The 22,515-nt window shown below is 64.8% G+C and carries 23 protein-coding genes and 1 tRNA gene; 23 read left to right on the forward strand and 1 reads right to left on the reverse strand.

Features of this window, described 5'->3' with window-relative positions:
- A partial coding sequence (locus GEV05_09985) for a transcription elongation factor GreA (protein ID MPZ43715.1) occupies positions 1–111 on the forward strand: 111 nt, incomplete at its 5' end.
- A 43-nt stretch (positions 112–154) separates the two neighbouring features.
- On the opposite strand, the gene GEV05_09990 is transcribed toward GEV05_09985, so the two are convergent.
- Positions 155–598 (reverse strand): ribosome assembly RNA-binding protein YhbY, encoded by a 444-nt coding sequence (locus GEV05_09990; protein MPZ43716.1) that lies wholly within the window; start codon positions 596–598, stop codon positions 155–157.
- Between the two features lie 52 nt (positions 599–650).
- Between GEV05_09990 and GEV05_09995 the strand changes: the two genes are divergently transcribed.
- The 22 genes from GEV05_09995 (at position 651) to GEV05_10100 (ending at position 22,510) form a co-directional block, all read left to right on the forward strand.
- Positions 651–1,271, forward strand: a complete 621-nt coding sequence (locus GEV05_09995; protein ID MPZ43717.1) for a 23S rRNA methyltransferase — start codon at positions 651–653, stop codon at positions 1,269–1,271.
- Positions 1,272–1,357: 86 nt separating this feature from the next.
- Positions 1,358–3,250 (forward strand): ATP-dependent zinc metalloprotease FtsH, encoded by a 1,893-nt coding sequence (gene hflB, locus GEV05_10000; protein ID MPZ43718.1) that lies wholly within the window; start codon positions 1,358–1,360, stop codon positions 3,248–3,250.
- A 123-nt stretch (positions 3,251–3,373) separates the two neighbouring features.
- Positions 3,374–4,150 carry a dihydropteroate synthase gene (gene folP, locus GEV05_10005; protein MPZ43719.1) on the forward strand — a complete coding sequence of 259 codons (777 nt, stop codon included), beginning with the start codon at positions 3,374–3,376 and terminating at the stop codon, positions 4,148–4,150.
- Between the two features lie 66 nt (positions 4,151–4,216).
- Complete coding sequence (gene glmM / locus GEV05_10010) at positions 4,217–5,575, forward strand: phosphoglucosamine mutase (protein ID MPZ43720.1); 1,359 nt, start codon at positions 4,217–4,219, stop codon at positions 5,573–5,575.
- Positions 5,576–5,752: 177 nt separating this feature from the next.
- Complete coding sequence (locus tag GEV05_10015; protein ID MPZ43721.1) at positions 5,753–6,514, forward strand: triose-phosphate isomerase; 762 nt, start codon at positions 5,753–5,755, stop codon at positions 6,512–6,514.
- A gap of 15 nt (positions 6,515–6,529) precedes the next feature.
- Positions 6,530–6,907: a preprotein translocase subunit SecG gene (secG, locus tag GEV05_10020; protein ID MPZ43722.1), complete on the forward strand. Its 378-nt coding sequence runs from the start codon at positions 6,530–6,532 to the stop codon at positions 6,905–6,907.
- Positions 6,908–6,960: 53 nt separating this feature from the next.
- Positions 6,961–7,045, forward strand: a tRNA-Leu gene (locus tag GEV05_10025).
- Positions 7,046–7,138: 93 nt separating this feature from the next.
- The gene (locus tag GEV05_10030) at positions 7,139–7,507 is read left to right on the forward strand and encodes an NADH-quinone oxidoreductase subunit A (protein ID MPZ43723.1); all 369 of its coding nucleotides are present in this window, start codon (positions 7,139–7,141) and stop codon (positions 7,505–7,507) included.
- Between the two features lie 22 nt (positions 7,508–7,529).
- On the forward strand, positions 7,530–8,000 hold the full coding sequence (locus GEV05_10035) for an NADH-quinone oxidoreductase subunit B (protein ID MPZ43724.1): 471 nt from the start codon (positions 7,530–7,532) through the stop codon (positions 7,998–8,000).
- Positions 8,001–8,073: 73 nt separating this feature from the next.
- A complete protein-coding gene (locus tag GEV05_10040; protein ID MPZ43725.1) occupies positions 8,074–8,670 on the forward strand; it encodes an NADH-quinone oxidoreductase subunit C in 597 nt (198 codons plus the stop codon).
- A gap of 150 nt (positions 8,671–8,820) precedes the next feature.
- Complete coding sequence (locus GEV05_10045) at positions 8,821–10,074, forward strand: NADH-quinone oxidoreductase subunit D (protein MPZ43726.1); 1,254 nt, start codon at positions 8,821–8,823, stop codon at positions 10,072–10,074.
- Positions 10,075–10,085: 11 nt separating this feature from the next.
- Positions 10,086–10,568, forward strand: coding sequence for an NADH-quinone oxidoreductase subunit NuoE (gene nuoE / locus GEV05_10050; protein MPZ43727.1), 483 nt, complete (start codon positions 10,086–10,088; stop codon positions 10,566–10,568).
- Positions 10,565–11,878 (forward strand): NADH-quinone oxidoreductase subunit NuoF, encoded by a 1,314-nt coding sequence (nuoF, locus tag GEV05_10055; protein MPZ43728.1) that lies wholly within the window; start codon positions 10,565–10,567, stop codon positions 11,876–11,878. The genes nuoE and nuoF overlap by 4 nt, the downstream gene beginning before the upstream one ends.
- 8 nt (positions 11,879–11,886) lie before the next feature.
- Positions 11,887–14,247: an NADH-quinone oxidoreductase subunit G gene (locus GEV05_10060; GenBank protein MPZ43729.1), complete on the forward strand. Its 2,361-nt coding sequence runs from the start codon at positions 11,887–11,889 to the stop codon at positions 14,245–14,247.
- Positions 14,248–15,324 (forward strand): NADH-quinone oxidoreductase subunit NuoH, encoded by a 1,077-nt coding sequence (gene nuoH, locus GEV05_10065; GenBank protein MPZ43730.1) that lies wholly within the window; start codon positions 14,248–14,250, stop codon positions 15,322–15,324.
- 13 nt (positions 15,325–15,337) lie between these two features.
- A complete protein-coding gene (gene nuoI / locus GEV05_10070) occupies positions 15,338–15,826 on the forward strand; it encodes an NADH-quinone oxidoreductase subunit NuoI (protein MPZ43731.1) in 489 nt (162 codons plus the stop codon).
- 31 nt (positions 15,827–15,857) lie between these two features.
- Entirely contained in the window at positions 15,858–16,529 is a 672-nt protein-coding gene (locus GEV05_10075) for an NADH-quinone oxidoreductase subunit J (protein ID MPZ43732.1), read from the forward strand.
- Positions 16,526–16,831 (forward strand): NADH-quinone oxidoreductase subunit NuoK, encoded by a 306-nt coding sequence (gene nuoK / locus GEV05_10080; GenBank protein ID MPZ43733.1) that lies wholly within the window; start codon positions 16,526–16,528, stop codon positions 16,829–16,831. Before GEV05_10075 ends, nuoK begins: the two co-directional genes overlap by 4 nt.
- Positions 16,832–16,883: 52 nt before the next feature.
- Complete coding sequence (nuoL, locus tag GEV05_10085) at positions 16,884–18,935, forward strand: NADH-quinone oxidoreductase subunit L (protein MPZ43734.1); 2,052 nt, start codon at positions 16,884–16,886, stop codon at positions 18,933–18,935.
- Positions 18,936–18,954: 19 nt separating this feature from the next.
- On the forward strand, positions 18,955–20,439 hold the full coding sequence (locus GEV05_10090) for an NADH-quinone oxidoreductase subunit M (protein MPZ43735.1): 1,485 nt from the start codon (positions 18,955–18,957) through the stop codon (positions 20,437–20,439).
- A 51-nt stretch (positions 20,440–20,490) separates the two neighbouring features.
- On the forward strand, positions 20,491–21,936 hold the full coding sequence (gene nuoN, locus GEV05_10095) for an NADH-quinone oxidoreductase subunit NuoN (protein ID MPZ43736.1): 1,446 nt from the start codon (positions 20,491–20,493) through the stop codon (positions 21,934–21,936).
- A gap of 13 nt (positions 21,937–21,949) precedes the next feature.
- On the forward strand, positions 21,950–22,510 hold the full coding sequence (locus GEV05_10100; GenBank protein MPZ43737.1) for an NUDIX domain-containing protein: 561 nt from the start codon (positions 21,950–21,952) through the stop codon (positions 22,508–22,510).
- The last annotated feature ends 5 nt before the right edge of the window (positions 22,511–22,515 follow it).

Raw genomic sequence — 22,515 nt, forward strand, 5'->3', positions numbered from 1 at the left:
AGCTCGCCGATCGCGCGCGCGCTGATCGGCAAATACGCCGGCGACGTGGTCGAGGTCAATACCCCGGGCGGCACGCGCGAGTACGAGATACTCGAAGTCAAATACGTCTAGGGGCAGTCGGGGTTGTTGCCCGCGGATCGGCTCGTCCGAGGTGTTAGCGCGACTGGCGGCGCACTCGTCGCGACGCCGCTGCCGAAGTGTTCCGTGACCGGGCCGCAGGTCGCGCGCGCCGTGCCGGCGCCTTCCCGCCGTCCCGTTTGCCTGGCCTGCCTCCCGCGCGTGGCTTGGCGACCGGCGGCTCGGCGGGCTGCGGCCGGGGCCGGAAAGCGACCAGCATCTTGCCGATGGTCTGCACGGGTTCTGCACCGAGCTCTTGGCAAAGCGATTGCAGCAGCCGGCCGCGCTCTTTGCGGTCGTCGATCGCCGCGTGGATCTTCACCAGCTCATGCACGGCGAGCGCTCGGTCGAGCTCGCGCACAACGCCTTCGGTGGGGCCGGTCGAAGCAATCCACACCACGGGCTTCAGCGCGTGCGCCCGAGCGCGCAAGCCGCGCAGGCTCCTCGGCGCCAGCGGCTCCGCGGACGTGGCTATCGTCATTGCTGCACCGGAAGCGGGCGGTTTGCTCATGAACGCATTGTAGGCCACACTCATGGCGCGCTCGAAAACACGCAGCGCCTGGATGCGCCGGCATCTGCGCGATCCCTACGTGAAACAGGCGGCCAGCCGGGGCTACCGCTCGCGGGCGGTATTCAAGCTGCTGGAGCTGAACGAGCGCGAGCGGCTGATCCGTCCCGGCATGCGGATCGTCGATCTGGGCGCAGCGCCGGGCGGCTGGTCGCAGCTGGCGGCGGAAAAGGTCCGACCGGGCGGTTGCGTGGTGGCCGTGGACCTTCAATCCATGGTGGTACTGCCCGATGTGACGTTTATCCGGGGCGATGTGCGCGAGCCGGCCGTGCAATCATCCATCGAAAAAGCGCTCGGCGAGCGCCGGGCGGACCTTGTGCTGAGCGACATGGCCCCCAATCTCACAGGCGTGAGGCCGGTCGACGAAGCCCGCTCGCAGGAGCTGGCGGAAGTCGCGCTGGCAGCCGCCCGGCGCCTGCTGAAACCCGGGGGAGGGCTGCTGGTCAAAGTTTTTCATGGTTCGGGCCTGGATGCCGTTATCCGGCAAATGCAGGGAGCGTTCGCACAAGTTGGCATCCGCAAGCCGCCGGCGTCGCGCAGCGATTCCAGCGAAGTCTACGTGGTGTGTCGAGGATTGCTGCAGTAGGCCTTTCCAGGGCGGCTCTGTAATCGCGAGTCGGTTGAGGATAGAATCGATCGGGGGATCCCGGTCGATCCGTTTAGGACCGCATTTTGAACAACTTGGTCAAGAACATAGCGATCTGGCTCGTCATCGCCCTGGTGCTGATGACGGTGTTCAATCAGTTCAGCACGCGCCAGGCCACGCAGAAGGCGATGGAGTATTCCCAGTTCATCGAGGAGGTGAAGCAGGGACAGATCGCCAAGGTCACCATCGAGGGCCGCGTGCTCAAGGGCATCAAGCGCAGCGGCGAGCGCTTCACCACCTATTCTCCGTCCGATCCCTGGCTCGTCAGCGACCTGCTCAAGGCCGGCGTCATCGTCGAGGCCAAGCCCGAGGAAGAGCCATCGCTGCTCATGAACATCTTCGTATCCTGGTTCCCGATGCTGCTGCTGATCGGGGTGTGGATATTCTTCATGCGCCAGATGCAGGGCGGCGGCCGTGGCGGCGCTTTCTCCTTCGGCAAGAGCCGGGCGCGAATGCTGGACGAAAGCAACAACACGGTGACGTTCGCCGATGTTGCCGGCTGCGAGGAAGCGAAAGACGAGGTCGCCGAGCTGGTCGAGTTCCTGCGCGATCCAGGCAAGTTCCAGAAGCTGGGCGGGCGCATTCCGCGCGGCGTGCTCATGGTAGGCAGCCCCGGAACCGGCAAGACCTTGCTTGCGAAAGCCATCGCCGGTGAGGCCAAGGTTCCTTTCTTCAGTATCTCGGGCTCCGATTTCGTCGAGATGTTCGTCGGCGTGGGTGCAGCCCGCGTGCGCGACATGTTCGAACAGGCGAAGAAGCACGCGCCCTGCATCGTGTTCATCGACGAAATCGACGCGGTCGGCCGCCAGCGCGGGGCCGGCCTGGGCGGCGGCAACGACGAGCGCGAGCAGACGCTGAACCAGCTGCTGGTCGAGATGGACGGCTTCGAGGGCAGCGCCGGAGTGATCGTGATCGCCGCCACCAACCGCCCCGACGTGCTCGACCCGGCGCTGCTGCGCCCCGGCCGCTTCGACCGCCAGGTGGTCGTGCCGCTGCCCGACATCCGCGGGCGCGAGCAGATCCTGGTGGTGCACATGCGCAAGGTCCCGGTCGGACCGGACGTGAAATCCGACATCATCGCGCGCGGCACGCCGGGCTTCTCGGGCGCCGATCTCGCCAACCTGGTCAACGAGGCGGCGCTGTTCGCGGCACGGGCCAACAAGCGGCTGGTCGACATGCACGACTTCGAGCGCGCCAAGGACAAGATCATGATGGGCGCCGAACGCAAATCGATGGTGATGCCGGAGCACGAGCGGCGCAACACCGCCTATCACGAGTCGGGCCATGCGGTCGTGGCGAAGCTTCTCGTCAGGACCGACCCGGTGCACAAGGTTACGATCATCCCGCGCGGGCGCGCGCTCGGCGTGACGATGCAGCTGCCGCAGGAGGATCGCTACAGCCTCGATCGCGAGCACCTGCTGCAGAACATCGCCGTGCTGTTCGGCGGGCGCATCGCCGAGGAAGTGTTCATGTCGCAGATGACCACGGGCGCGAGCAACGACTTCGAGCGCGCAACCGACCTTGCCCGGCGCATGGTCACCCAATGGGGCATGAGCGACTCCATGGGGCCGATGGTGTACGGCGAAAACGAGGGCGAGGTGTTCCTCGGCCGCAGCATCACCACGCACAAGAACGTATCGGAAGCGACCATGCAGAAGGTCGACGCCGAGATCCGCCGCATCGTCGACCAGCAGTACGGGCTCGCGCGCCGGCTGATCGAGGAGAATCGCGACAAGGTCGAGGTGATGGCCAAGGCGCTGCTGGAATGGGAAACGATCGATTCCGACCAGATCGAAGACATCATGAACGGGCGTCCGCCGCGGCCGCCCAAGCCGACTTCGTCCCAGCCCCCGACGCCGCCGCAGGAAGAAACGCCCACGCCGGCACCCGCGGGCAGCACCACCGCCCAGGGCGCCTGAACGGCGGCTGGTTCACGCGGCCGGCGGCATTCGGGCACTGACGGCGTGTCCGCAGCCGAGGTCCAGGCAGGCGGCACTCTGCGCTGCGGGCGTTTCGAGCTTTCGCTGACTCGCCCGCTCATCATGGGCGTGGTCAACGTCACGCCCGACTCCTTCTCCGACGGTGGCGCCTATTTCGAGCCGGCAGTCGCCATCGCGCACGGATTCGAGCTGGCGCGCGAGGGCGCGGCGATCATCGATATCGGCGGCGAATCGACCCGGCCGGGCGCCGAAAGCGTGCCTGCGGCCGACGAGCTTGCGCGCGTGCTGCCCGTTCTGCGCGGGCTTTCCGACGCCGGCGTGGTGCTGTCGGTCGATACCTGCAAGACCGAGGTCATGCGCGCGGCGCTCGAGCATGGCGCCGACATGATCAACGACGTGAATGCCTTTCGCGCCTCCGGCGCGCTCGAGGCCGTGGCCCCTTCGAATGCGGGGCTGTGCTTCATGCACATGCAGGGCGAGCCGCGCACCATGCAGCTTGCGCCGCATTATGACGACGTGGTGAACGAAGTCGCGGCCTTCCTCCGCAGCCGCGCACAGGCAGCCGAACAGGCCGGCGTCACCCGCAACCGGATCGTCGTCGATCCGGGCTTCGGCTTCGGCAAGATGCTGCGACACAACCTGGACTTACTGCGCCGTCTCGGCGAGATCGCGGGCCTCGGCTACCCGGTGCTGGCCGGCCTGTCGCGCAAGTCGACGCTGGGAACGATCACCGGCCTCCCGGCCGGCGAGCGCACGTACGCCAGCGTCGCTGCCGCTTTGCTGGCCGTCGTGAACGGGGCTAGAATCGTGCGCGTCCACGACGTCGCCGCCACGCGCGACGCGCTCGCTGTGTTCGAGGCGATGCACGCGGGCGCGTGATCTCATGCTTTCACAGTTTTCGCGCGGCCAGCCGTAGTTGGCACATCGTCCGATCCGGAATTCATCATGGCCAGAAAATACTTCGGTACCGACGGCATACGCGGCCGAGTGGGCGAGATGCCCATCACGCCGGATTTCGTGATGCGCTTAGGGTTCGCGGCCGGGAAAGTGCTCGCAGCCGCTGACTGGCACTTGTCGCAAGGCGAGCGGCCGGCGGTTCTCATCGGCAAAGACACGCGCATATCCGGCTACATGCTGGAGGCGGCGTTGCAAGCGGGCTTGTCGGCGGCCGGCGTCGACAGCCTGTTGACCGGTCCGATGCCCACACCCGCGGTTGCATACCTCACGCGCGCGCTGCGCCTGCAGGCAGGCATCGTCATCAGCGCTTCGCACAATCCGTTCGAGGACAATGGCATCAAGTTCTTTTCCTCCGACGGCAACAAGCTGCCCGACGCGACCGAGGAGCAGATCGAGGCGGGCATCGACGAGCCGCTCGTAACCAAGCCTTCGGCGCAGCTCGGCAAGGCGAGCCGCGTGCGCGACGCCGACGGCCGCTACATCGAGTTCTGCAAGAGCACGTTTCCGAGCGAGCTCGACCTGCGCGGCCTGCGCATCGTGGTCGATTGCGCGCACGGTGCGACCTACCACATCGCCCCGCACGTCTTCCACGAGCTGGGCGCGGAAGTGGTCTCGGTGTGCAACGAGCCGGACGGGCTCAATATCAACGACAAGTGCGGCGCGACGCAGCCGGCGACGCTGCGCGCGGCGGTGCGCCAGCATCGCGCCGATCTCGGCATCGCGCTCGACGGCGACGGCGACCGGCTGGTGATGATCGACCAGGACGGGAGAATCTACGACGGCGACCAGCTGCTGTACGTGATCGCCTGTCACCGGCATGCCAGCGGCTCGCTCAGGGGCGGTGTCGTCGGCACGCTGATGACCAACCTGGCGCTGGAGAATGCCCTGAAGAGCATGGGCATTGCGTTCGCGCGCGCGGCGGTCGGCGACCGCTACGTGCTCGAGCAACTCGTCGCCAAGCGCTGGCAGCTCGGCGGGGAAGGCTCGGGGCACATCGTCTGCCTGGACAAGCACACCACGGGCGACGGCATCGTCTCGGCGCTCCAGGTCCTGCACGCGCTGCGCCGAAGCGGACAGGCGCTGGCGCAGGCCACCGCCGGGCTCTCGCTCTATCCGCAGGTGCTGGTCAATGTCCGCGTCAACCGCAAGTTCGACTGCCATGAAAATCCGGCAGTCGCGAAAGCGGTCTCGTTGGCCGAGTCGAAGCTCGGCTCGCTGGGGCGGGTGCTGTTGCGCCCCTCGGGAACGGAGCCGGTCATCCGGGTCATGGTCGAAGGCGAGCCGCGCGACCAGGTCGAGCAGCTGGCGAACGATATCGCCGACTGTGTGCGTCGGGCTGCGGCGTGAGGAGCTACGGGAGGGAACGGTGAAAAGTGAAGGGTGAAGGTGCGCGGGGGCGTAAGCGGCCATTCACGTTTCACGCATTCACTCTTCACCTTTCACGCTTCACCCCGCACCGCCGCAAATTGACCCGGATCGAACGGAAGCGGTAACATTCGACAGTTTAGACTGTTGATGCCCGAGATGCGCAGTCAACTCGTTGCCGGCAACTGGAAGATGCATGGCAGCTTGACCGAGAACGAGGCCCTGCTCGGTGCCCTCAAGGCAGGTCTTGCTTCCACCCGCGGATTCCAAAGCGCCGTTTGTGTTCCGTTCCCCTACCTGGCTCAAGCGCAAGCGTCGCTGCAGGGAAGTCCGATCGCCTGGGGCGCGCAGGATGTGAGCGAGGAGGCGAAGGGTGCGTATACCGGCGAAGTTTCGGCCGCGATGTTGAAGGAGTTCGGCTGCCGCTACGTCATCGTCGGTCACTCGGAGCGGCGGACGTTGCATGCCGAGGACAGTGCGCTCGTGGCGCGCAAGATGCAGGCTGCGCAGTCGCAAGGCTTGCTGCCAATCGTTTGTGTCGGCGAAACGCTCGCCCAGCGAGATGCCGGAGCGACCGAAGCGGTGGTCTGCGAACAACTGGACGCCGTGATCGCGCGGGCCGGTGTGGCGGCGCTGGCGCAGGCCGTGTTGGCGTATGAACCGGTGTGGGCCATCGGGACCGGCAAGACGGCCACGCCGGATGAGGCGCAGGCCGTGCATGCTTTGATTCGGGGCCGCGTCGCGGCGGTGGATCCGGCCGTTGCCGGTGCTCTGCAGATTCTTTACGGTGGCAGCGTGAAAGGCAGCAATGCGCAGGCGCTGTTCACGATGCCGGATATCGATGGCGGGCTGGTGGGCGGGGCTTCGCTCGATGCCAGGGAGTTCCTCGCGATCTGCGAGGCGGCGGGCGGGCCGCATTAGCCGCCGGAAGAGACCATGGAATTATTTCTTCTGATTTTTCATGTGCTGGTCGGTGCGGGCGTGGTCGGGCTCGTGCTGCTGCAGCACGGCAAGGGCGCGGACATGGGCGCTGCCTTCGGCAGCGGTTCGGCCGGAAGCCTTTTCGGCTCCAGCGGTTCGGCCAACTTTCTTTCCCGGGCGACCGCCATACTGGCCACGGTCTTCTTCGTGACCAGCCTCGGCCTCACCTACCTGGGTAGCAACCGCACCGAGACCCAGGGCGTGATCGAGCGCACCAAGGCGGGCGAGGAAAAGAAGTCGGCGCCCGAAAGCATTCCGCCCACCTCGGTCCCGGCGCCCAGCCCGGCTGCACCTTCGCCGGACGGTTCGAAAGCGGGTGAGGTGCCGAAGTAAAGTGAGGCATGCCCGGATCGCGGCCGGGCAGCGAAGGATTCCGCGGAAAACCTGCCGACGTGGTGGAATTGGTAGACACGCCGTCTTGAGGGGGCGGTGGCGAAAGTCGTGTGAGTTCGAGTCTCACCGTCGGCACCAGTATCGGCTTGCGTAGCAGTCCCAAGCCTCGCCGGCCTTGTCACGGAACCTGGATGCGACACGGGCCGCCGCAGTGATGGGCGGATAGCTAGGATGCTCGAGAATTATTTTCCGATCCTGATGTTCCTGCTGGTGGGCCTGGCCATCGGGTTCGTGCCGATGGCGCTCGGATGGGCCGCCAGCACTTGGCTCGGCGTGAACCGGCCCGATCCGGACAAGCTCTCGCCGTACGAGTGCGGTTTCGAGGCGTTCGAGGATGCGCGCATGAAATTCGACGTGCGCTACTACCTCGTCGCCATTCTCTTCATCCTGTTCGATCTGGAGATCGCGTTCCTGTTTCCGTGGGCGATCGTGCTGCAAGAACTCGGCTGGTTCGGCGTGATCTCAATGGGTGTGTTCCTGCTGATCCTCGTAGTGGGCTTCATCTACGAGTGGATGAAGGGAGCACTGGAATGGGAATAGCGGCACTGGAAGCGTGAGCGAGATGGAAAGCGTGACCGAGAAGGGCTTCGTCACCACGACGGCCGATAACCTGATCAACTGGACCCGCACCGGTTCGCTGTGGCCCATGACGTTCGGGCTCGCTTGCTGTGCGGTGGAAATGATGCACGCAGGCGCCGCGCGCTACGATCTGGACCGGTTCGGCATCATCTTTCGCCCCAGCCCGCGCCAGTCGGATGTGATGATCGTGGCCGGCACGCTGTGCAACAAGATGGCCCCGGCGCTGCGCAAAGTGTACGACCAGATGGCCGAGCCGCGCTGGGTCATCTCGATGGGCTCGTGCGCCAACGGCGGCGGTTACTATCATTACTCGTATTCGGTGGTACGCGGCTGCGATCGTATCGTGCCGGTCGACGTCTACGTCCCCGGTTGCCCGCCGACCGCCGAAGCGTTGCTGTATGGAATCATTCAGCTGCAGAACAAGATCAAGCGCACCAACACCATCGCCCGCTGAGCGGGCAGCCAGGGAGCCGCACGCGCACTGCAGGGCCGGAACATCGGCTTGGCGCGCAATCAGGATGAACACAATGACGAGCCCAACCGCAACGCTGGTCGAGTCGCTGCGCGCCGTTCTCGGCGAGCGCCTGACCGATCCGGTCGTGACGGGCCCCGAGGTCACGATCGTGGTTCCGGCGGCCGATCTGATCCAGGCCATGACGACGCTGCGCGATGGCGCGGGCCTGCAGTTCGAGCTGCTGGTCGATCTTTGCGGCGTCGACTACGCGAGCTACGGCGTCGGCTACGAAGGGCCGCGCTACGCCGTCGTCTACCACTTGTTGTCGCTCGCCTGCAACCAGCGGTTGCGCGTGCGAGTGTTCTGCGAGGACGACGACATGCCGAGAGTCGCCTCGGTGATCGACGTGTGGCCGGCGGCGAACTGGTTCGAGCGCGAGGCGTTCGATCTCTTCGGCATCGTGTTCGAGGGCCATCCGGATCTGCGGCGTATCCTCACCGATTACGGTTTCATCGGCCATCCCTTCCGCAAGGATTTCCCGCTCAGCGGCACCGTGGAGATGCGCTACGACGCGGACCAGCGGCGCGTGATTTACCAGCCGGTGACGATCGAGCCGCGCAACAACGTGCCTCGGATCGTTCGGGAAGAGACTTATGGGGACTCTGAGTAGTAGTCGTCATGGCTGAAATCCGCAACTACACCATGAACTTTGGCTTCGGCCGCACTGCGTGCTTAACTTACGCTGTCTCTTTCATTCGACAGTGCAAGTTAGCCTGCGCCCAAATTCATCGCGCCATTGCTCATTCGCCAAGGCTCCGCCATGGCTGAAATTCGCAATTACACGATGAATTTTGGCCCGCAGCACCCTGCGGCTCACGGGGTGTTGCGTCTCGTATTGGAGCTCGACGGCGAAGTGATCGAGCGCGCCGATCCGCACATCGGCCTGCTGCACCGGGCGACCGAGAAGCTGGCGGAGAGCAAGACGTACCTGCAGGCGTTGCCGTACATGGACCGGCTGGATTACGTCTCCATGATGTGCAACGAGCACGCCTACGTCATGGCGATCGAGCGCCTGGTCGGCATCGAGGTTCCGCTGCGCGCGCAGTACATCCGCGTCATGTTCGACGAGCTTACGCGCATCCTGAATCACCTGCTGTGGCTCGGGGCGCATGCGCTCGACATCGGCGCGATGACGGTGTTCCTGTATTGCTTCCGCGAGCGCGAGGACTTGATGGACTGCTACGAAGCGGTGTCGGGTGCGCGCATGCATGCCGCGTACTACCGGCCCGGCGGTGTCTATCGCGACCTGCCCAGCCGCATGCCGCAGTACGAGACCTCGCGCCTGCGCGACGAGGACGAGGTGAAGTCGCTCAACAAGAACCGGCAAGGCTCGATGCTCGACTTCATCGAAGACTTCATCGAGCGTTTTCCCCGCTACATCGACGAGTACGAGACGCTGCTCACCGACAACCGCATCTGGAAGCAGCGCACGGTCGGCATCGGCGTCGTCACGCCGGAACGGGCCAAGGCGCTCGGGTTCACGGGGCCCATGTTGCGCGGCTCGGGCATCGCCTGGGACCTGCGCAAGATGCAGCCGTACGAAGTCTACGACCGCATGGCGTTCGATATTCCCGTCGGGGTCAACGGCGATTGCTACGACCGGTATCTCGTGCGCATCGAGGAGATGCGCCAATCGAACGCCATCGTGCGCCAGTGCATCGACTGGCTGCGCAAGAACACCGGGCCGGTGATGGTCGACAACTACAAGGTGGCGCCGCCGGCACGAGTGTCGATGAAGAGCAGCATGGAAGAGCTCATCCATCACTTCAAGCTCTTCACCGAAGGCATGCACGTGCCGGAGGGCGAAACCTATGCCGCGGTCGAGCATCCCAAGGGCGAGTTCGGCATCTACCTCGTCTCCGACGGCGCCAACAAGCCGTTTCGCTTGAAGATCCGCGCACCGGGTTTCGTTCACCTCTCCGCCATGGATGAAATGACGCGCGGCCACATGCTGGCCGACGTGGTGGCGATCATCGGCACGCTCGACATCGTGTTCGGCGAGGTGGACCGATGAACGCACCGATGCTGCTCTCGCCCGAAGCGCTGGCGAAGATCGACCGCGAGAGCGCGAAATATCCCGCCGGCGAAAAGCAATCCGCCGTCATGGCCGCGCTCGCCATCGCGCAGGACGAGAACGGCTGGCTTTCCACAGAGGTCATGGACTTCGTTGCTCATTACCTCGGAATGCCGCCGATCGCGGTGTACGAGGTCGCGAGCTTCTACACGATGTACAACCTGAAGCCGGTCGGCCGCTGCAAGTTGACGATTTGCACCAACCTGCCGTGCGCGCTGCAGGGCGCCAACGTGGCGGCCGGGCACCTGAAACAGCGCCTCGGCATCGGCTTCGGCGAGACCACGCCGGACGGTGCATTCACCTTGAAGGAAGGCGAATGCCTGGGCGCGTGCGGCGACGCTCCCGTCATGCTGATGAACAACAAGACGATGCTGTCGTGGATGACGCCGGAGAAGATCGACGCGCTGATCGAAGATCAGAGGAAACCCGAATGAATGCACCGCTGCCGCCCTTTTCCGGCGACATCTACGGGCCCGACGCCGTCCTTCTCAAGGGCCTGAGCGGCCTCAATTGGCGCCTGCAGGACTACGAGGCGCGCGGCGGCTACGAGGCGCTGAAGAAGATCCTGCGCGAAAACATCGCCCCGGAGCAGGTGATCGCCGAGGTGAAGAAGTCGGCCTTGCGCGGGCGCGGCGGCGCCGGCTTCCCCACGGGGCTCAAGTGGAGCTTCATGCCGCGGCAGTACACCGGTCCCAAATACCTCGTGTGCAACTCCGACGAGGGCGAGCCCGGCACCTTCAAGGACCGCGACATCCTGCGCTACAACCCGCACATCGTCATCGAAGGCATGGCGATCGCGGCCTATGCGATGGGGATCCCCGTCGGATACAACTACATCCACGGCGAGATCTGGGATGTCTACGAGCGCTTCGAGGAGGCGTTGCTGGAGGCGCGCGCCGCCGGCTACCTCGGCGAGAACATTCTGGGGCGCGCGTTCAGCTTCCAGCTCCATGCTCATCACGGCTACGGCGCCTACATCTGCGGCGAGGAAACCGGGCTGCTCGAATCGCTCGAAGGCAAGAAGGGCCAGCCGCGCTTCAAGCCGCCGTTTCCGGCGAGCTTCGGGCTCTACGGCAAGCCGACCACGATCAACAATACCGAGACCTTTGCCGCCGTGCCGTGGATCATCCTGAACGGGGGCGAAGCCTTCCTGTCGTTGGGACGGCCGAACAACGGTGGCACCAAGATCTTCTCGGTCTCGGGCGACGTGGCACGACCTGGAAACTACGAAGTCAAGCTCGGCACGCCGTTCGCCGCGCTGCTCGAGATGGCAGGCGGCATGCGCGACGGCATTGCATTGAAGGCATGCATTCCCGGCGGCTCGTCCATGCCGGTTCTGCCGGCGGAAGTGATGATGCGCACCGACATGGACTACGACTCGATCGCCAAGGCGGGGTCGATGCTGGGCTCGGGCGCGGTTATCGTCATGAACGAAACGCGCTGCATGGTGCGCTGCCTGCTGCGCCTGTCGTACTTCTATTTCGAGGAATCGTGCGGGCAGTGCACGCCCTGCCGCGAAGGCACCGGCTGGCTCTACCGCATGGTCGATCGCATCGAGCACGGCCGCGGCAAGATGGAGGACCTGGCGAAGCTCGACGCCGTGGCGGACAACATCCAGGGCCGCACCATCTGCGCGCTCGGCGACGCGGCTGCGATGCCGGTGCGCGCTTTCATCAAGCACTACCGCGACGAATTCGTGCACCACATCGAGCACGGCCGCTGCACTGTGCCGCACTACGTCTGAGAACCCCCATGCTGGAGATCGAGCTCGACGGCCGCAAACTGGAAGTTCCCGAGGGCAGCACCATCATGGATGTCGCCAATCGGGAGGGGATCTACATCCCCCACTTCTGCTATCACCGCAAGCTTTCCATTGCCGCCAACTGCCGCATGTGCCTGGTGCAGGTGGAGAAGGCACCCAAGCCCTTGCCGGCGTGCGCCACACCGGTCACGAACGGCATGAAGGTGTGGACGCATTCGGATACCGCGGTCGACGCCCAGAAGGGCGTGATGGAATTTTTGCTCATCAACCATCCGCTCGACTGTCCGATCTGCGACCAGGGCGGCGAATGCCAGCTGCAGGATCTCGCAGTGGGTTACGGCGCCAGCGCTTCGCGCTACGACGAGCCGAAGCGCGTGGTCTCGAACAAGAACCTCGGTCCGTTGATATCGACCGACATGACACGCTGCATTCACTGCACGCGTTGCGTGCGCTTCGGTCAGGAAATCGCCGGCATCATGGAGCTCGGCATGATCGGGCGCGGCGAGCATGCCGAGATCATCACCTTCGTAGGCCGAGCGGTCGACTCGGAGCTGTCGGGCAACGTGATCGATCTTTGTCCGGTCGGGGCGCTCACGTCCAAGCCGTTTCGCTACTCGGCGCGCACCTGGGAGCTCATGCGGCGTTCGAGCGTCAGTCCGCACGACGGGTTGGGCTCGAATCTCACCGTGCAGGTGAAGCAGAACCGGGTCATGCGCGTGCTGCCGCGCGAGAACGAAGCCGTCAATGAATGCTGGCTGTCGGACAAGGACCGCTTCTCGTACGAAGGACTCAACTCGGAGCAGCGCCTGGTGCGGCCGATGATCCGTGAATCGTCCGGTTGGCGCGAAGTCGATTGGCCCACGGCGCTGGCCTTCGCGGTGGAGGGCCTCAAACGGGTGCGCGAGGCGCACGGACCGAGCGCCATCGGCGCGCTGGCCACGGCGCATTCCACCTTCGAGGAGCTATACCTGCTGCAGAAGCTCATGCGTGGCATCGGCAGCGGCAATGTCGATCACCGGTTGCGGCAGTCGGACTTCAGTCGCGACGGCACGCAAGCCGGTGCGCCGTGGCTGGGGACCGCGATTGCAGACATTCCGGCGCTCGACCGCGTGCTGGTCGTCGGCTCGACGTTGCGTCGCGATCATCCGTTGCTCGCGCATCGATTGCGGCAGGCGGCGAAGAAGGTGCTGCAGCTGAACCTCGTCAACCCGGTAGACGACGAGCTGTTGCTGCGTGTGGCCAATCGCCTGATCGTGGCGCCCAGCGGGCTCGCCGGAGCGCTGGCCGAGATCCTGCAAGCCCTCGGCGGGTTGAAGGGCGTTTCGGTGCCCCAGCAAGCTGGCGTCGAAGCTTCGGAAAGCGCCCGGCGCATCGCCGAGAGCCTGGCTTCGGGCAGCAACGTCGCCCTCTACCTCGGCAACCTCGCCCAGCACCATCCCGACGCGAGCCTGCTGCACGCGCTGGCGCAACGCATCGCCGATGTCGCGGGGGCGCGCTTCGGCTTTCTCGGCGAGGCGGCCAACAGCGTAGGCGGGGTGCTTGCGGGCGCGGTGCCGTATGGGGGCACGGTCGCAGGGCTCGATGCGCGCGCGATGCTCGAGGCGCCGCGTCATGCGTACCTGTTGCTGAATGCCGAGCCCGAGCTCGACTGTCACGACCCGGCGGCGGCCATGGCCGCGATGCGCGCCGCCGACTTCGTCATTGCGCTCAGCCCTTATCAGCACGGAGCAGTCGACTACGCGCGTGTCATGCTGCCGATCGGTCCCTTCACCGAGACCTCGGGCACCTTCGTCAACACCGAAGGCCGGCCGCAAAGCTTCCGCGGCGTGGTGAATCCGCTGGCCGAAACGCGTCCCGGCTGGAAGGTGTTGCGCGTGCTGGGCACGATGCTCGGCGTCGACGGATTTGGTTACACCTCGAGCGAGCAGGTGCGCGACGAAGCGCTGGCGCAGGACGAGCTTGCCGCGCGGCTGGATAATCACCTGCGCGAGGAGCGCATCGACGCACCGCGCATGCAAGCGCCGGATCTCGAACGCATCGGCGAGGTGGCAGCCTATCACGCCGACGCCATCGTGCGCCGTTCGCCGCCCCTGTTGGCGACGCAATACGGCCAGCCTCCGGTTGCCAGCATGAGCAGCGAGACGGCGGCGCAATTGGGCTTGCGCGCAGGCGGCGGTGTGCTTTTGCGGCAAGGGCAAGGCGAGGCGACGCTGCCGGTGGCGCTGGACGAGCGCGTTCCCCCGAACTGCGTGCGCGTTCCGGCCGGTCACCCGGCAACCGCAGCGCTGGGATCGATGTTCGGGGCGATCGAGGCGCAGCCGGTGGCGCTGGACGAGCGCAAGGTCGGCTAAATGGACTTCGCATTCTTCGAGCAGCTGTTCGGGCCGACCTGGCCGGCGGTGTGGACGCTCGCCAAGATCGTCGCGATCGTCGTTCCGCTGCTCGCCTGCGTCGCCTACCTTACGCTCTGGGAGCGCAAGGTGATCGGCTGGATGCAGGTGCGCCGCGGCCCCAACCGGGTCACTTTCTTCGGCCTGCGCTGGCTCGGCGGCCTGGCGCAGCCGATCGCCGATGCCCTCAAGCTGCTGCTGAAAGAGATCATCGTCCCTTCCGGCGCGAACCGGTTCCTGTTCGTGCTGGCGCCGGTCATGGCCATCATGCCAGCGCTTGCGGCCTGGGCGGTCATTCCCTTCGCCCCCGAGCTGGTGCTCGCCGACATCGATGCAGGGTTGCTGTACGTGCTGGCGATCACGTCCATGGGGGTGTACGGAGTCATCATCGCGGGCTGGGCTTCGAACTCGAAGTACGCCTTCCTGGGAGCCATGCGCTCGGCGGCGCAGATCGTCTCCTACGAAATCGCCATGGGCTTCGCGCTCGTCGGCGTACTGATGGCTGCGCAAAGCCTCAACCTGGGCGAAATCGTCGTGCGCCAGGTGGGGCCCTACGGGTTCCTCAACTGGTTCTTCATCCCGCTCTTTCCGCTGTTCCTCGTCTACCTGATCGCCGGGGTCGCGGAGACCAACCGCGCGCCGTTCGACGTGGCCGAGGGCGAGTCGGAGATCGTCGCCGGCTTCCACGTCGAATACTCGGGAATGACTTTCGCGATCTTCTTCCTCGCCGAATACGCGAACATTGTTTTGGTTTCGACGCTGTGCGCGGTCATGTTCCTGGGCGGGTGGCTGTCGCCGTTCGCGTTCTCCGCGCTCAACGACATCGCGTTCGCGCGCTGGCTGGCGGCACCCGGATTCCACTGGCTGGCCGCCAAGGTCTTCTTCGTCGTGTTCTTTTTTCTGTGGTTCCGGGCAACCTTCCCGCGCTATCGCTACGACCAGCTGATGCGGTTGGGCTGGAAGGTGTTCATCCCGGTCACGCTGGTATGGATATTCGTGCTGGCCGTGTGGATGATGACCCCGTTGTGGCCATGGTAAGGAGGCCATCATGATCAAGCGGATTCGAGAATTCTTCAGTACGTTTCTGTTAGTCGAGCTCGTGCGCGGCATGATGCTCACCGGCCGGCACCTGTTCGCGAAGAAGATCACCATCCAGTATCCCGAGGAAAAGACTCCGCAGAGCCCGCGCTTTCGCGGGCTGCACGCGCTGCGCCGTTATCCGAACGGCGAGGAGCGCTGCATCGCCTGCAAGCTGTGCGAGGCGGTGTGCCCCGCACTTGCGATAACGATCGAATCGGAGCAGCGCGACGACGGCACCCGCCGCACCACCCGTTACGACATCGATCTCACGAAGTGCATTTTCTGCGGTTTGTGCGAGGAATCGTGCCCGGTGGATTCGATCGTCGAGACGCGCATCCTCGAGTATCACGGTGAGAAGCGCGGCGACCTCATCTATACCAAGCCGATGCTGCTTGCGATCGGCGACCGCTTCGAAGAGCAGATCGCACGCGACCGCGCCGCCGACGCGCCCTACCGATGACAAAACGCGACTCGGGGAGCGGGGGAGCCGCATGACTTTTCAGGAATTCGTCTTCTGGGTGCTGGCGGGCGTTCTGGTCTTCGCGGCCCTTCGCGTCATCACCGCGCGTAACCCGGTGCACTGCGCGCTGTTCCTGGTGCTTGCCTTCGTCTCGTGTTCGGGCCTGTGGCTGCTGCTCGAAGCCGAGTTTCTGGCGATCGTCCTGGTTCTGGTGTACGTGGGCGCAGTCATGGTGCTGTTCCTGTTCGTGGTCATGATGCTCGACATCAATCTGGCGCGCATGCGCGAAGGCCTTTTCACCTATCTGCCGCTGGGGCTCGTGGTGGCCCTGCTCATGGTCATGGAGATGGGACTGGTGCTGTGGTCGCGCAACGTCGAACTGCAGGACATGCCGGCGCCGCCTCCGCTCGCAGCCGGCTACAGCAATACCAAGGAGCTCGGCCGGCTGCTCTACACCGAGTACGTGTACCCGTTCGAGATCGCCGCGGTGATCCTGCTGGTTGCCATCGTCGCGGCCATTGCGCTCACGCTGCGCCGGCGCAAGAACACACGCTATCAGAACCCGTCGCTGCAGGTCTCGGTACGGCGCGAGGACCGCGTGCGGCTCGTTTCGATGCCGCCCGTGCGGCGCGAGGCCGGGCAGGCGGACGCCGCGGCAGAGGCGAGCGCCGAAGCCAAGCCGGAAGCGGGAGGCGCACGGTGATCACGCTTTCGCATTACCTGATCCTGGGCGCGATCCTGTTCGCGATCAGCGTGGTCGGCATTTTCCTCAACCGCCGTAATGTGATCATCTTGCTGATGGCGATCGAGCTGATGCTGCTTGCCGTCAACATGAATTTCGTCGCGTTCTCGCACTATCTCGACGACATGGCCGGGCAGGTGTTCGTGTTCTTCATCCTCACCGTAGCGGCGGCGGAATCCGCGATCGGCCTGGCGATCCTGGTGGTCCTGTTCCGCGCGCTCAACACCATCGACGTCGACGATCTCGACAGCCTGAAAGGATGATCGGCCCGCGGGCTCTAAGCGGGACGGCTACCCATACAGAAAAACAAGCGGCATGCAGACACTCTACCTGATCGTTGCTCTCGCTCCGTTGCTCGGCGCGCTCGTCGCCGGACTGGGCGGGCGGTTCATCGGCCGGCGCGGCGCGCATTCGGTCACCATCGCGCTCATGGTGGTCTCGTTCGGCGCGGCGCTCGCTGTTTTCCGCGACGTGTTCGACGGCAATACCTTCAACGGCCCGGTCTACACCTGGCTCGTCTCGGGCGATTTGCGCTTCGAGATCGGCTTTCTCATCGATCGGCTGACGGCCACCATGATGGTGGTCGTGACCTTCGTCTCGCTCGCGGTGCACGTCTATACCATCGGCTACATGGCCGACGATCCCGGCTACCAGCGCTTCTTCAGCTACATCTCGCTGTTCACTTTCTCCATGCTGATGCTGGTGATGTCGAACAACTTCCTGCAGCTGTTCTTCGGCTGGGAGGCGGTGGGGTTGGTGTCGTACCTGCTGATCGGTTTCTGGTACACGCGCCCGACGGCGATCTACGCCAACCTCAAGGCGTTCCTGGTCAACCGCGTGGGCGATTTCGGCTTCCTGCTCGGTATCGGCCTGGTGCTCGCCTACGCCGGCAGCCTCGACTATGCGAGCGTGTTCGCGCAAGCACCGCAGCTTGCGGGAATGAACATCGAGCTGTTCGAGGGCCATGCCTGGAGCCTCATGAGCGTCATCTGCATCCTGCTGTTCGTGGGCGCGATGGGCAAGAGCGCGCAATTTCCGCTGCACGTCTGGCTGCCCGATTCGATGGAAGGTCCGACCCCGATTTCCGCCCTGATCCACGCCGCTACCATGGTGACCGCGGGCATCTTCATGGTAGCGCGCATGTCGCCGCTGTTCGAGCTCTCGGAGACGGCGCTTTCGTTCGTCATCGTCATCGGCGCGATCACCGCACTTTTCATGGCGCTCATCGCGATCGTGCAGAACGACATCAAGCGCGTGGTCGCGTATTCGACTCTTTCGCAGCTCGGGTACATGACCGTCGCGTTGGGCGCTTCGGCCTACTCGGCCGCGATCTTTCACCTCGCCACCCACGCGTTCTTCAAGGCGGTGCTGTTCCTCGGCGCCGGCTCGGTGATCATCGCCATGCATCACGAGCAGGATATGCGCCGCATGGGCGGGCTGCGCCGGTACATGCCGATCACCTACTGGACCATGATGATCTCGGCGGCTGCGAGCATCGGCGTTCCAGGATTGTCCGGTTTCTTCTCCAAGGATGCGATCATCGAGGCGGCGCATCTGGCAACCACGCCCGGCGCCGGTTTCGCCGCGTTCTGCGTGACGGCCTGCGTATTCGTGACCGCCTTCTACACCTTCCGCATGATGTTCATGACCTTCCACGGCACCGAGCGCTTCGGCCATGGAGACGATTCGGGCCACGGCGCTACAGCCGTGACCGGGCCGGCGGCGACCGCTGCGCACGCGGTCGCACACGCGCACGATACGCATGCCGCAGCGACGGATCACGACCACGGGCGCGTGCCGCACGAGTCGCCGGCGGTGGTCACCCTGCCGCTGGTCGCGTTGTCGATTCCGGCGATTGCCGCCGGCTGGCTGATCGGCCCGGTGCTGTTCGGATCCTATTTCGGCGACTCGATCTACGTCGCGCCCGAGCACACGGTGCTGGCGCGGTTGGGCGAGGAATTCCACGGGGTGCTCGGCATGATGTGGCATGCGCTCTTGACGGCTCCATTCTGGCTTTTGCTCGCCGGGATCGCGCTGGCCTGGTATCTGTACATCAAGCGCCCGGACCTGCCGGCCGTGATCGCAGGGCGCTTCTCGCTCCTGTACCGGGTGCTGGAGAAGAAGTACGGCTTCGACGAGTTCAACGACTGGTTCTTCGCCGGCGGCACGCGCGGATTGGGGCGCGGCCTGTGGCGCTTCGGCGACGCGGGATTGATCGATGGCGTCATGGTAAACGGATCCGCGCGCCTGATGGGGTGGTTCGCAGGGCTCCTGCGCTATCTCCAGACCGGATACATCTACACCTACGCATTCGCAATGATTATCGGCGTGTTGCTGCTCGTCACGCTGCTGTTCATATCGAGCTGAGCGGGGAGAAAACGCACGCATGGGCGCACTGCCGACGCTGAGCACCGTGATCTGGCTGCCGATCCTGGCCGGAATTGCGACGCTATTGACCGGGTCGGATCGCAATGCCGGCATGGCGCGGCTGCTGGCGCTGGTGGGCGCGGTCGCCGGCTTCCTGGTCGCGATCCCGCTCTGGACCGGATTCGACGCGACGGCGAGCGGTTTCCAGTTCGTCGAACGCCATTCCTGGATCGAGAGCTTCAACGTCTACTACCACCTGGGCATCGACGGCATCTCGCTGCTGCTGATCCTGCTCAATTGCCTCACCACCGTCTTGGTGGTGATCGCGGGCTGGAAGGTGATCGACACCCGCGTGGCGCAGTACATGGCCTCGCTGCTGATTCTTTCGGGCGTGATGAACGGCGTGTTTTGCGCGCTCGACGGGCTGCTCTTCTATGTCTTTTTCGAGGCGACGCTGATCCCGATGTTCATCGTGATCGGCGTGTGGGGCGGCCCCAACCGCGTCTATGCGGCGCTCAAGTTCTTCCTGTATACGCTGCTCGGCTCGCTGCTGGCGCTGATCGCGCTGATCTACCTGTACCTGAGCTCGGGCGGCAGCTTCTCGCTGCAGGACTGGTACGCGTTGCCCATCCCGTTCGTTGCCCAGGTGCTGGTGTTCCTGGCCTTCTTCCTGGCGTTCGCCGTCAAGGTGCCGATGGTGCCCGTGCATACGTGGCTTCCCGATGCGCACGTCGAAGCGCCGACCGGGGGCTCGGTGGTGCTGGCAGCGATCATGCTGAAGCTCGGTGCCTACGGCTTCCTGCGCCTGTCGCTGCCGATCGTTCCGGACGCGAGCCATGAGCTCGCGGGGTTCGTCATCGCGCTGTCGCTGATCGCGGTGATCTATATCGGCCTGGTCGCCCTGGTGCAGACCGACATGAAGAAGCTCATCGCCTATTCGTCCATCTCGCACATGGGCTTCGTCACGCTCGGCATCTTCGTTTTCAATGCCATGGCGATGGAAGGGGCGGTCATCCAGATGATCTCGCACGGGTTCGTCTCGGGCGCCCTGTTCCTGTGCGTGGGCGTTCTGTACGACCGCATGCACTCGCGCCAGATCGCCGACTACGGCGGCGTGGTGAACCGCATGCCGGTTTTCGCGGCCTTCTTCATGCTGTTCGCGATGGCGAACGCGGGGCTGCCGGGAACCAGCGGGTTCGTCGGCGAGTTCCTCGTCATCATGGGGGCACTGAAGGTGAACTTCTGGTACGCGGCGGCCGCGGCCACCACGCTCATCTGGGGCGCGGCCTATACGCTGTGGATGTACAAGCGGGTCGTGTTCGGCGCCGTGACCAACGATCACGTGGCGCAGCTCGATGATCTGTCCGCGCGCGAGTGGATCGTCATGGCGGTGCTGGCCGCATGCGTGCTCCTGATGGGGGTATATCCGGCGCCGTTCGCCGAAGTGCTGCACGTGAGCGTGAACGACCTGCTGGCGCACGTCGCCCGCAGCAAGCTGCCCTAGTGTCCCGAGTTCGAAATTCGCTGCGCAAAACTAGCGGAGGCATAGCAGTCGATGGGATTTCCAGTTCCTGACCTCGCAGTCGCGGCCCCGGAGATATTCCTGCTGGCGGCTGCCTGCACGGTGCTGCTGGTCGATCTGTTCCTTTCGGACGACTCGCGTTGGGTGAGCTACGTGCTCACCCTGCTGAGCCTCGCCGGCTGCGCGGTGCTGGTCGGCACGGGTGGGACGGCGACGGCCTACACCTTCAGCGACATGTTCGTGCGCGATCCGATGGCCGACGTGCTCAAGGTGTTCGTCTGCATCGCGGTGGCCGGGATTCTCGTCTATTGCCGCGCCTACATCGGCGCGCGCGGTATCTACCGGGGCGAGCTGTTCGTGTTGGCGCTGTTCGCCACGCTCGGCATGATGGTCATGATCTCCGCGAGCCACCTGCTGCTGCTCTATCTCGGACTGGAGCTGCTGTCGCTGTCGCTGTACTCGATGGTTGCCCTGCAGCGCGATTCGCGCGTCGCGGTCGAGGCCGCGATGAAGTACTTCGTGCTGGGCGCGCTCGCTTCGGGATTGCTTCTTTACGGCATGTCGATGATCTACGGTGCGACCGGGACGATGCAGCTGGACCAGATCGCCTCGGCGATCGCGACCGCCGAAAATCCCAAGGTCTGGGTGCTCGGTCTGGGCGTGGCCTTCATTGTGGCGGGCGTAGGCTTCAAGCTGGGCGCCGTGCCGTTCCACATGTGGGTTCCGGACGTGTACGACGGCGCGCCGACCGCTGTCACGATCCTCATCGGTTCGGCGCCCAAGCTGGCCGCGTTCGCGCTCATCATGCGCCTGCTGGTATCGGGGCTGGAGGCCCTGGTCACCGACTGGCAGCAGATGCTGGTGGTGCTTTCGGTGCTTTCGCTCGCGATCGGCAACATCACCGCGATCGCCCAGACCAGCATCAAGCGCATGCTCGCGTATTCCACCATCTCGCACATGGGGTTCCTGCTGCTCGGGGTGCTGGCGGCAGATCTCAACGGCTACGGCTCGGCGATGTTCTACGTGGTCGCCTACGTCCTCATGTCTCTGGCGGCTTTCGGCATGATCCTGCTGCTGTCGCGCCAGGGGTTCGAAGCCGACATGCTGGACGATTTCAAGGGACTGAACCAGCGCAGCCCCTGGTACGCGTTCATGATGCTCATCACCATGTTTTCCATGGCGGGGCTGCCGCCGACCATCGGCTTCTACGCCAAGCTGTCGGTGCTGCAGGCGGTGTTCGCCGCCGGCTATGCCTGGCTCGCCGTCGTTGCCGTGCTTCTCTCGCTGGTAGGCGCGTTCTACTACCTGCGGGTGGTGAAGCTCATGTATTTCGATGCGGCTCAGGACACGGCGCCCATCCGGCCGCAGGCCGACATGCGCCTGCTGCTCAGCGCCAACGGCCTTTCGATGCTGGTGCTCGGCATCTTGCCGCAGCCGCTGATGGCGCTTTGCATCGCCTCGATCCAGTATTCCTTCTAGCACGCCCGCTCTCATGCCAGCCGATTCCGAGCGCGATCTGACCGAGCACACGGTCGAGTCCAAAACGGTCTACCGAGGCCGGCTGCTGCAAGTCCAGGAAGACATCGTGCGGCTCCCGGACGGCAAGCCCTCCCGGCGCGAGTACATCGTGCATCCGGGCGCCGCGGTGATGCTCGCAATGCCGGACGAGCGCAGCGTGCTGATGGAACGTCAATACCGCTATCCGCTCAAAAGCCACGTCTACGAGCTTCCGGCAGGCAAGATCGATCCGGGCGAGGATGCGCTCGATACGGCCAAGCGCGAGCTGCTGGAGGAGACCGGCTATCGCGCCCGGAGCTGGCGGCATCTGCTCACCACCTACCCCGTGGTGGGCTATTCCAACGAGCGCATCGAGCTTTATCTGGCGCGCGATCTCGAGCACGTCGGCCATGCGCTCGACGAGGGCGAGTTTCTCGACGTATTCACTCTGCCGCTGGAGGAAGCGCTGCAATGGGTGAAAAGCGGCCGCATCGTCGAAGCGAAGACCATCATGGCGCTGCTGCTGGCCGGCAGAATCGCGGCCGGCCAATGGTAGGACCA

The organism is Betaproteobacteria bacterium, assembly GCA_009377585.1.
GTDB lineage: Bacteria > Pseudomonadota > Gammaproteobacteria > Burkholderiales > WYBJ01 > WYBJ01.

Excerpts from the sequence above, each read along its gene's own strand:
- nuoH (MPZ43730.1), top strand. The coding sequence starts at position 14,248 with ATGGACTTCGCATTCTTCGAGCAGCTGTTCGGGCCGACCTGGCCGGCG.
- GEV05_10015 (MPZ43721.1), top strand. The coding sequence starts at position 5,753 with ATGCGCAGTCAACTCGTTGCCGGCAACTGGAAGATGCATGGCAGCTTG.
- GEV05_10100 (MPZ43737.1), top strand. The coding sequence starts at position 21,950 with ATGCCAGCCGATTCCGAGCGCGATCTGACCGAGCACACGGTCGAGTCC.
- nuoF (MPZ43728.1), top strand. The coding sequence starts at position 10,565 with ATGAATGCACCGCTGCCGCCCTTTTCCGGCGACATCTACGGGCCCGAC.
- nuoN (MPZ43736.1), top strand. The coding sequence starts at position 20,491 with ATGGGATTTCCAGTTCCTGACCTCGCAGTCGCGGCCCCGGAGATATTC.
- GEV05_10040 (MPZ43725.1), top strand. The coding sequence starts at position 8,074 with ATGACGAGCCCAACCGCAACGCTGGTCGAGTCGCTGCGCGCCGTTCTC.
- GEV05_09995 (MPZ43717.1), top strand. The coding sequence starts at position 651 with ATGGCGCGCTCGAAAACACGCAGCGCCTGGATGCGCCGGCATCTGCGC.
- GEV05_10035 (MPZ43724.1), top strand. The coding sequence starts at position 7,530 with ATGGAAAGCGTGACCGAGAAGGGCTTCGTCACCACGACGGCCGATAAC.
- GEV05_10060 (MPZ43729.1), top strand. The coding sequence starts at position 11,887 with ATGCTGGAGATCGAGCTCGACGGCCGCAAACTGGAAGTTCCCGAGGGC.
- folP (MPZ43719.1), top strand. The coding sequence starts at position 3,374 with ATGGGCGTGGTCAACGTCACGCCCGACTCCTTCTCCGACGGTGGCGCC.
- GEV05_10075 (MPZ43732.1), top strand. The coding sequence starts at position 15,858 with ATGACTTTTCAGGAATTCGTCTTCTGGGTGCTGGCGGGCGTTCTGGTC.
- GEV05_10090 (MPZ43735.1), top strand. The coding sequence starts at position 18,955 with ATGGGCGCACTGCCGACGCTGAGCACCGTGATCTGGCTGCCGATCCTG.
- glmM (MPZ43720.1), top strand. The coding sequence starts at position 4,217 with ATGGCCAGAAAATACTTCGGTACCGACGGCATACGCGGCCGAGTGGGC.
- GEV05_09990 (MPZ43716.1), bottom strand. The coding sequence starts at position 598 with ATGACGATAGCCACGTCCGCGGAGCCGCTGGCGCCGAGGAGCCTGCGC.
- nuoL (MPZ43734.1), top strand. The coding sequence starts at position 16,884 with ATGCAGACACTCTACCTGATCGTTGCTCTCGCTCCGTTGCTCGGCGCG.
- GEV05_10030 (MPZ43723.1), top strand. The coding sequence starts at position 7,139 with ATGCTCGAGAATTATTTTCCGATCCTGATGTTCCTGCTGGTGGGCCTG.
- GEV05_10045 (MPZ43726.1), top strand. The coding sequence starts at position 8,821 with ATGGCTGAAATTCGCAATTACACGATGAATTTTGGCCCGCAGCACCCT.
- secG (MPZ43722.1), top strand. The coding sequence starts at position 6,530 with ATGGAATTATTTCTTCTGATTTTTCATGTGCTGGTCGGTGCGGGCGTG.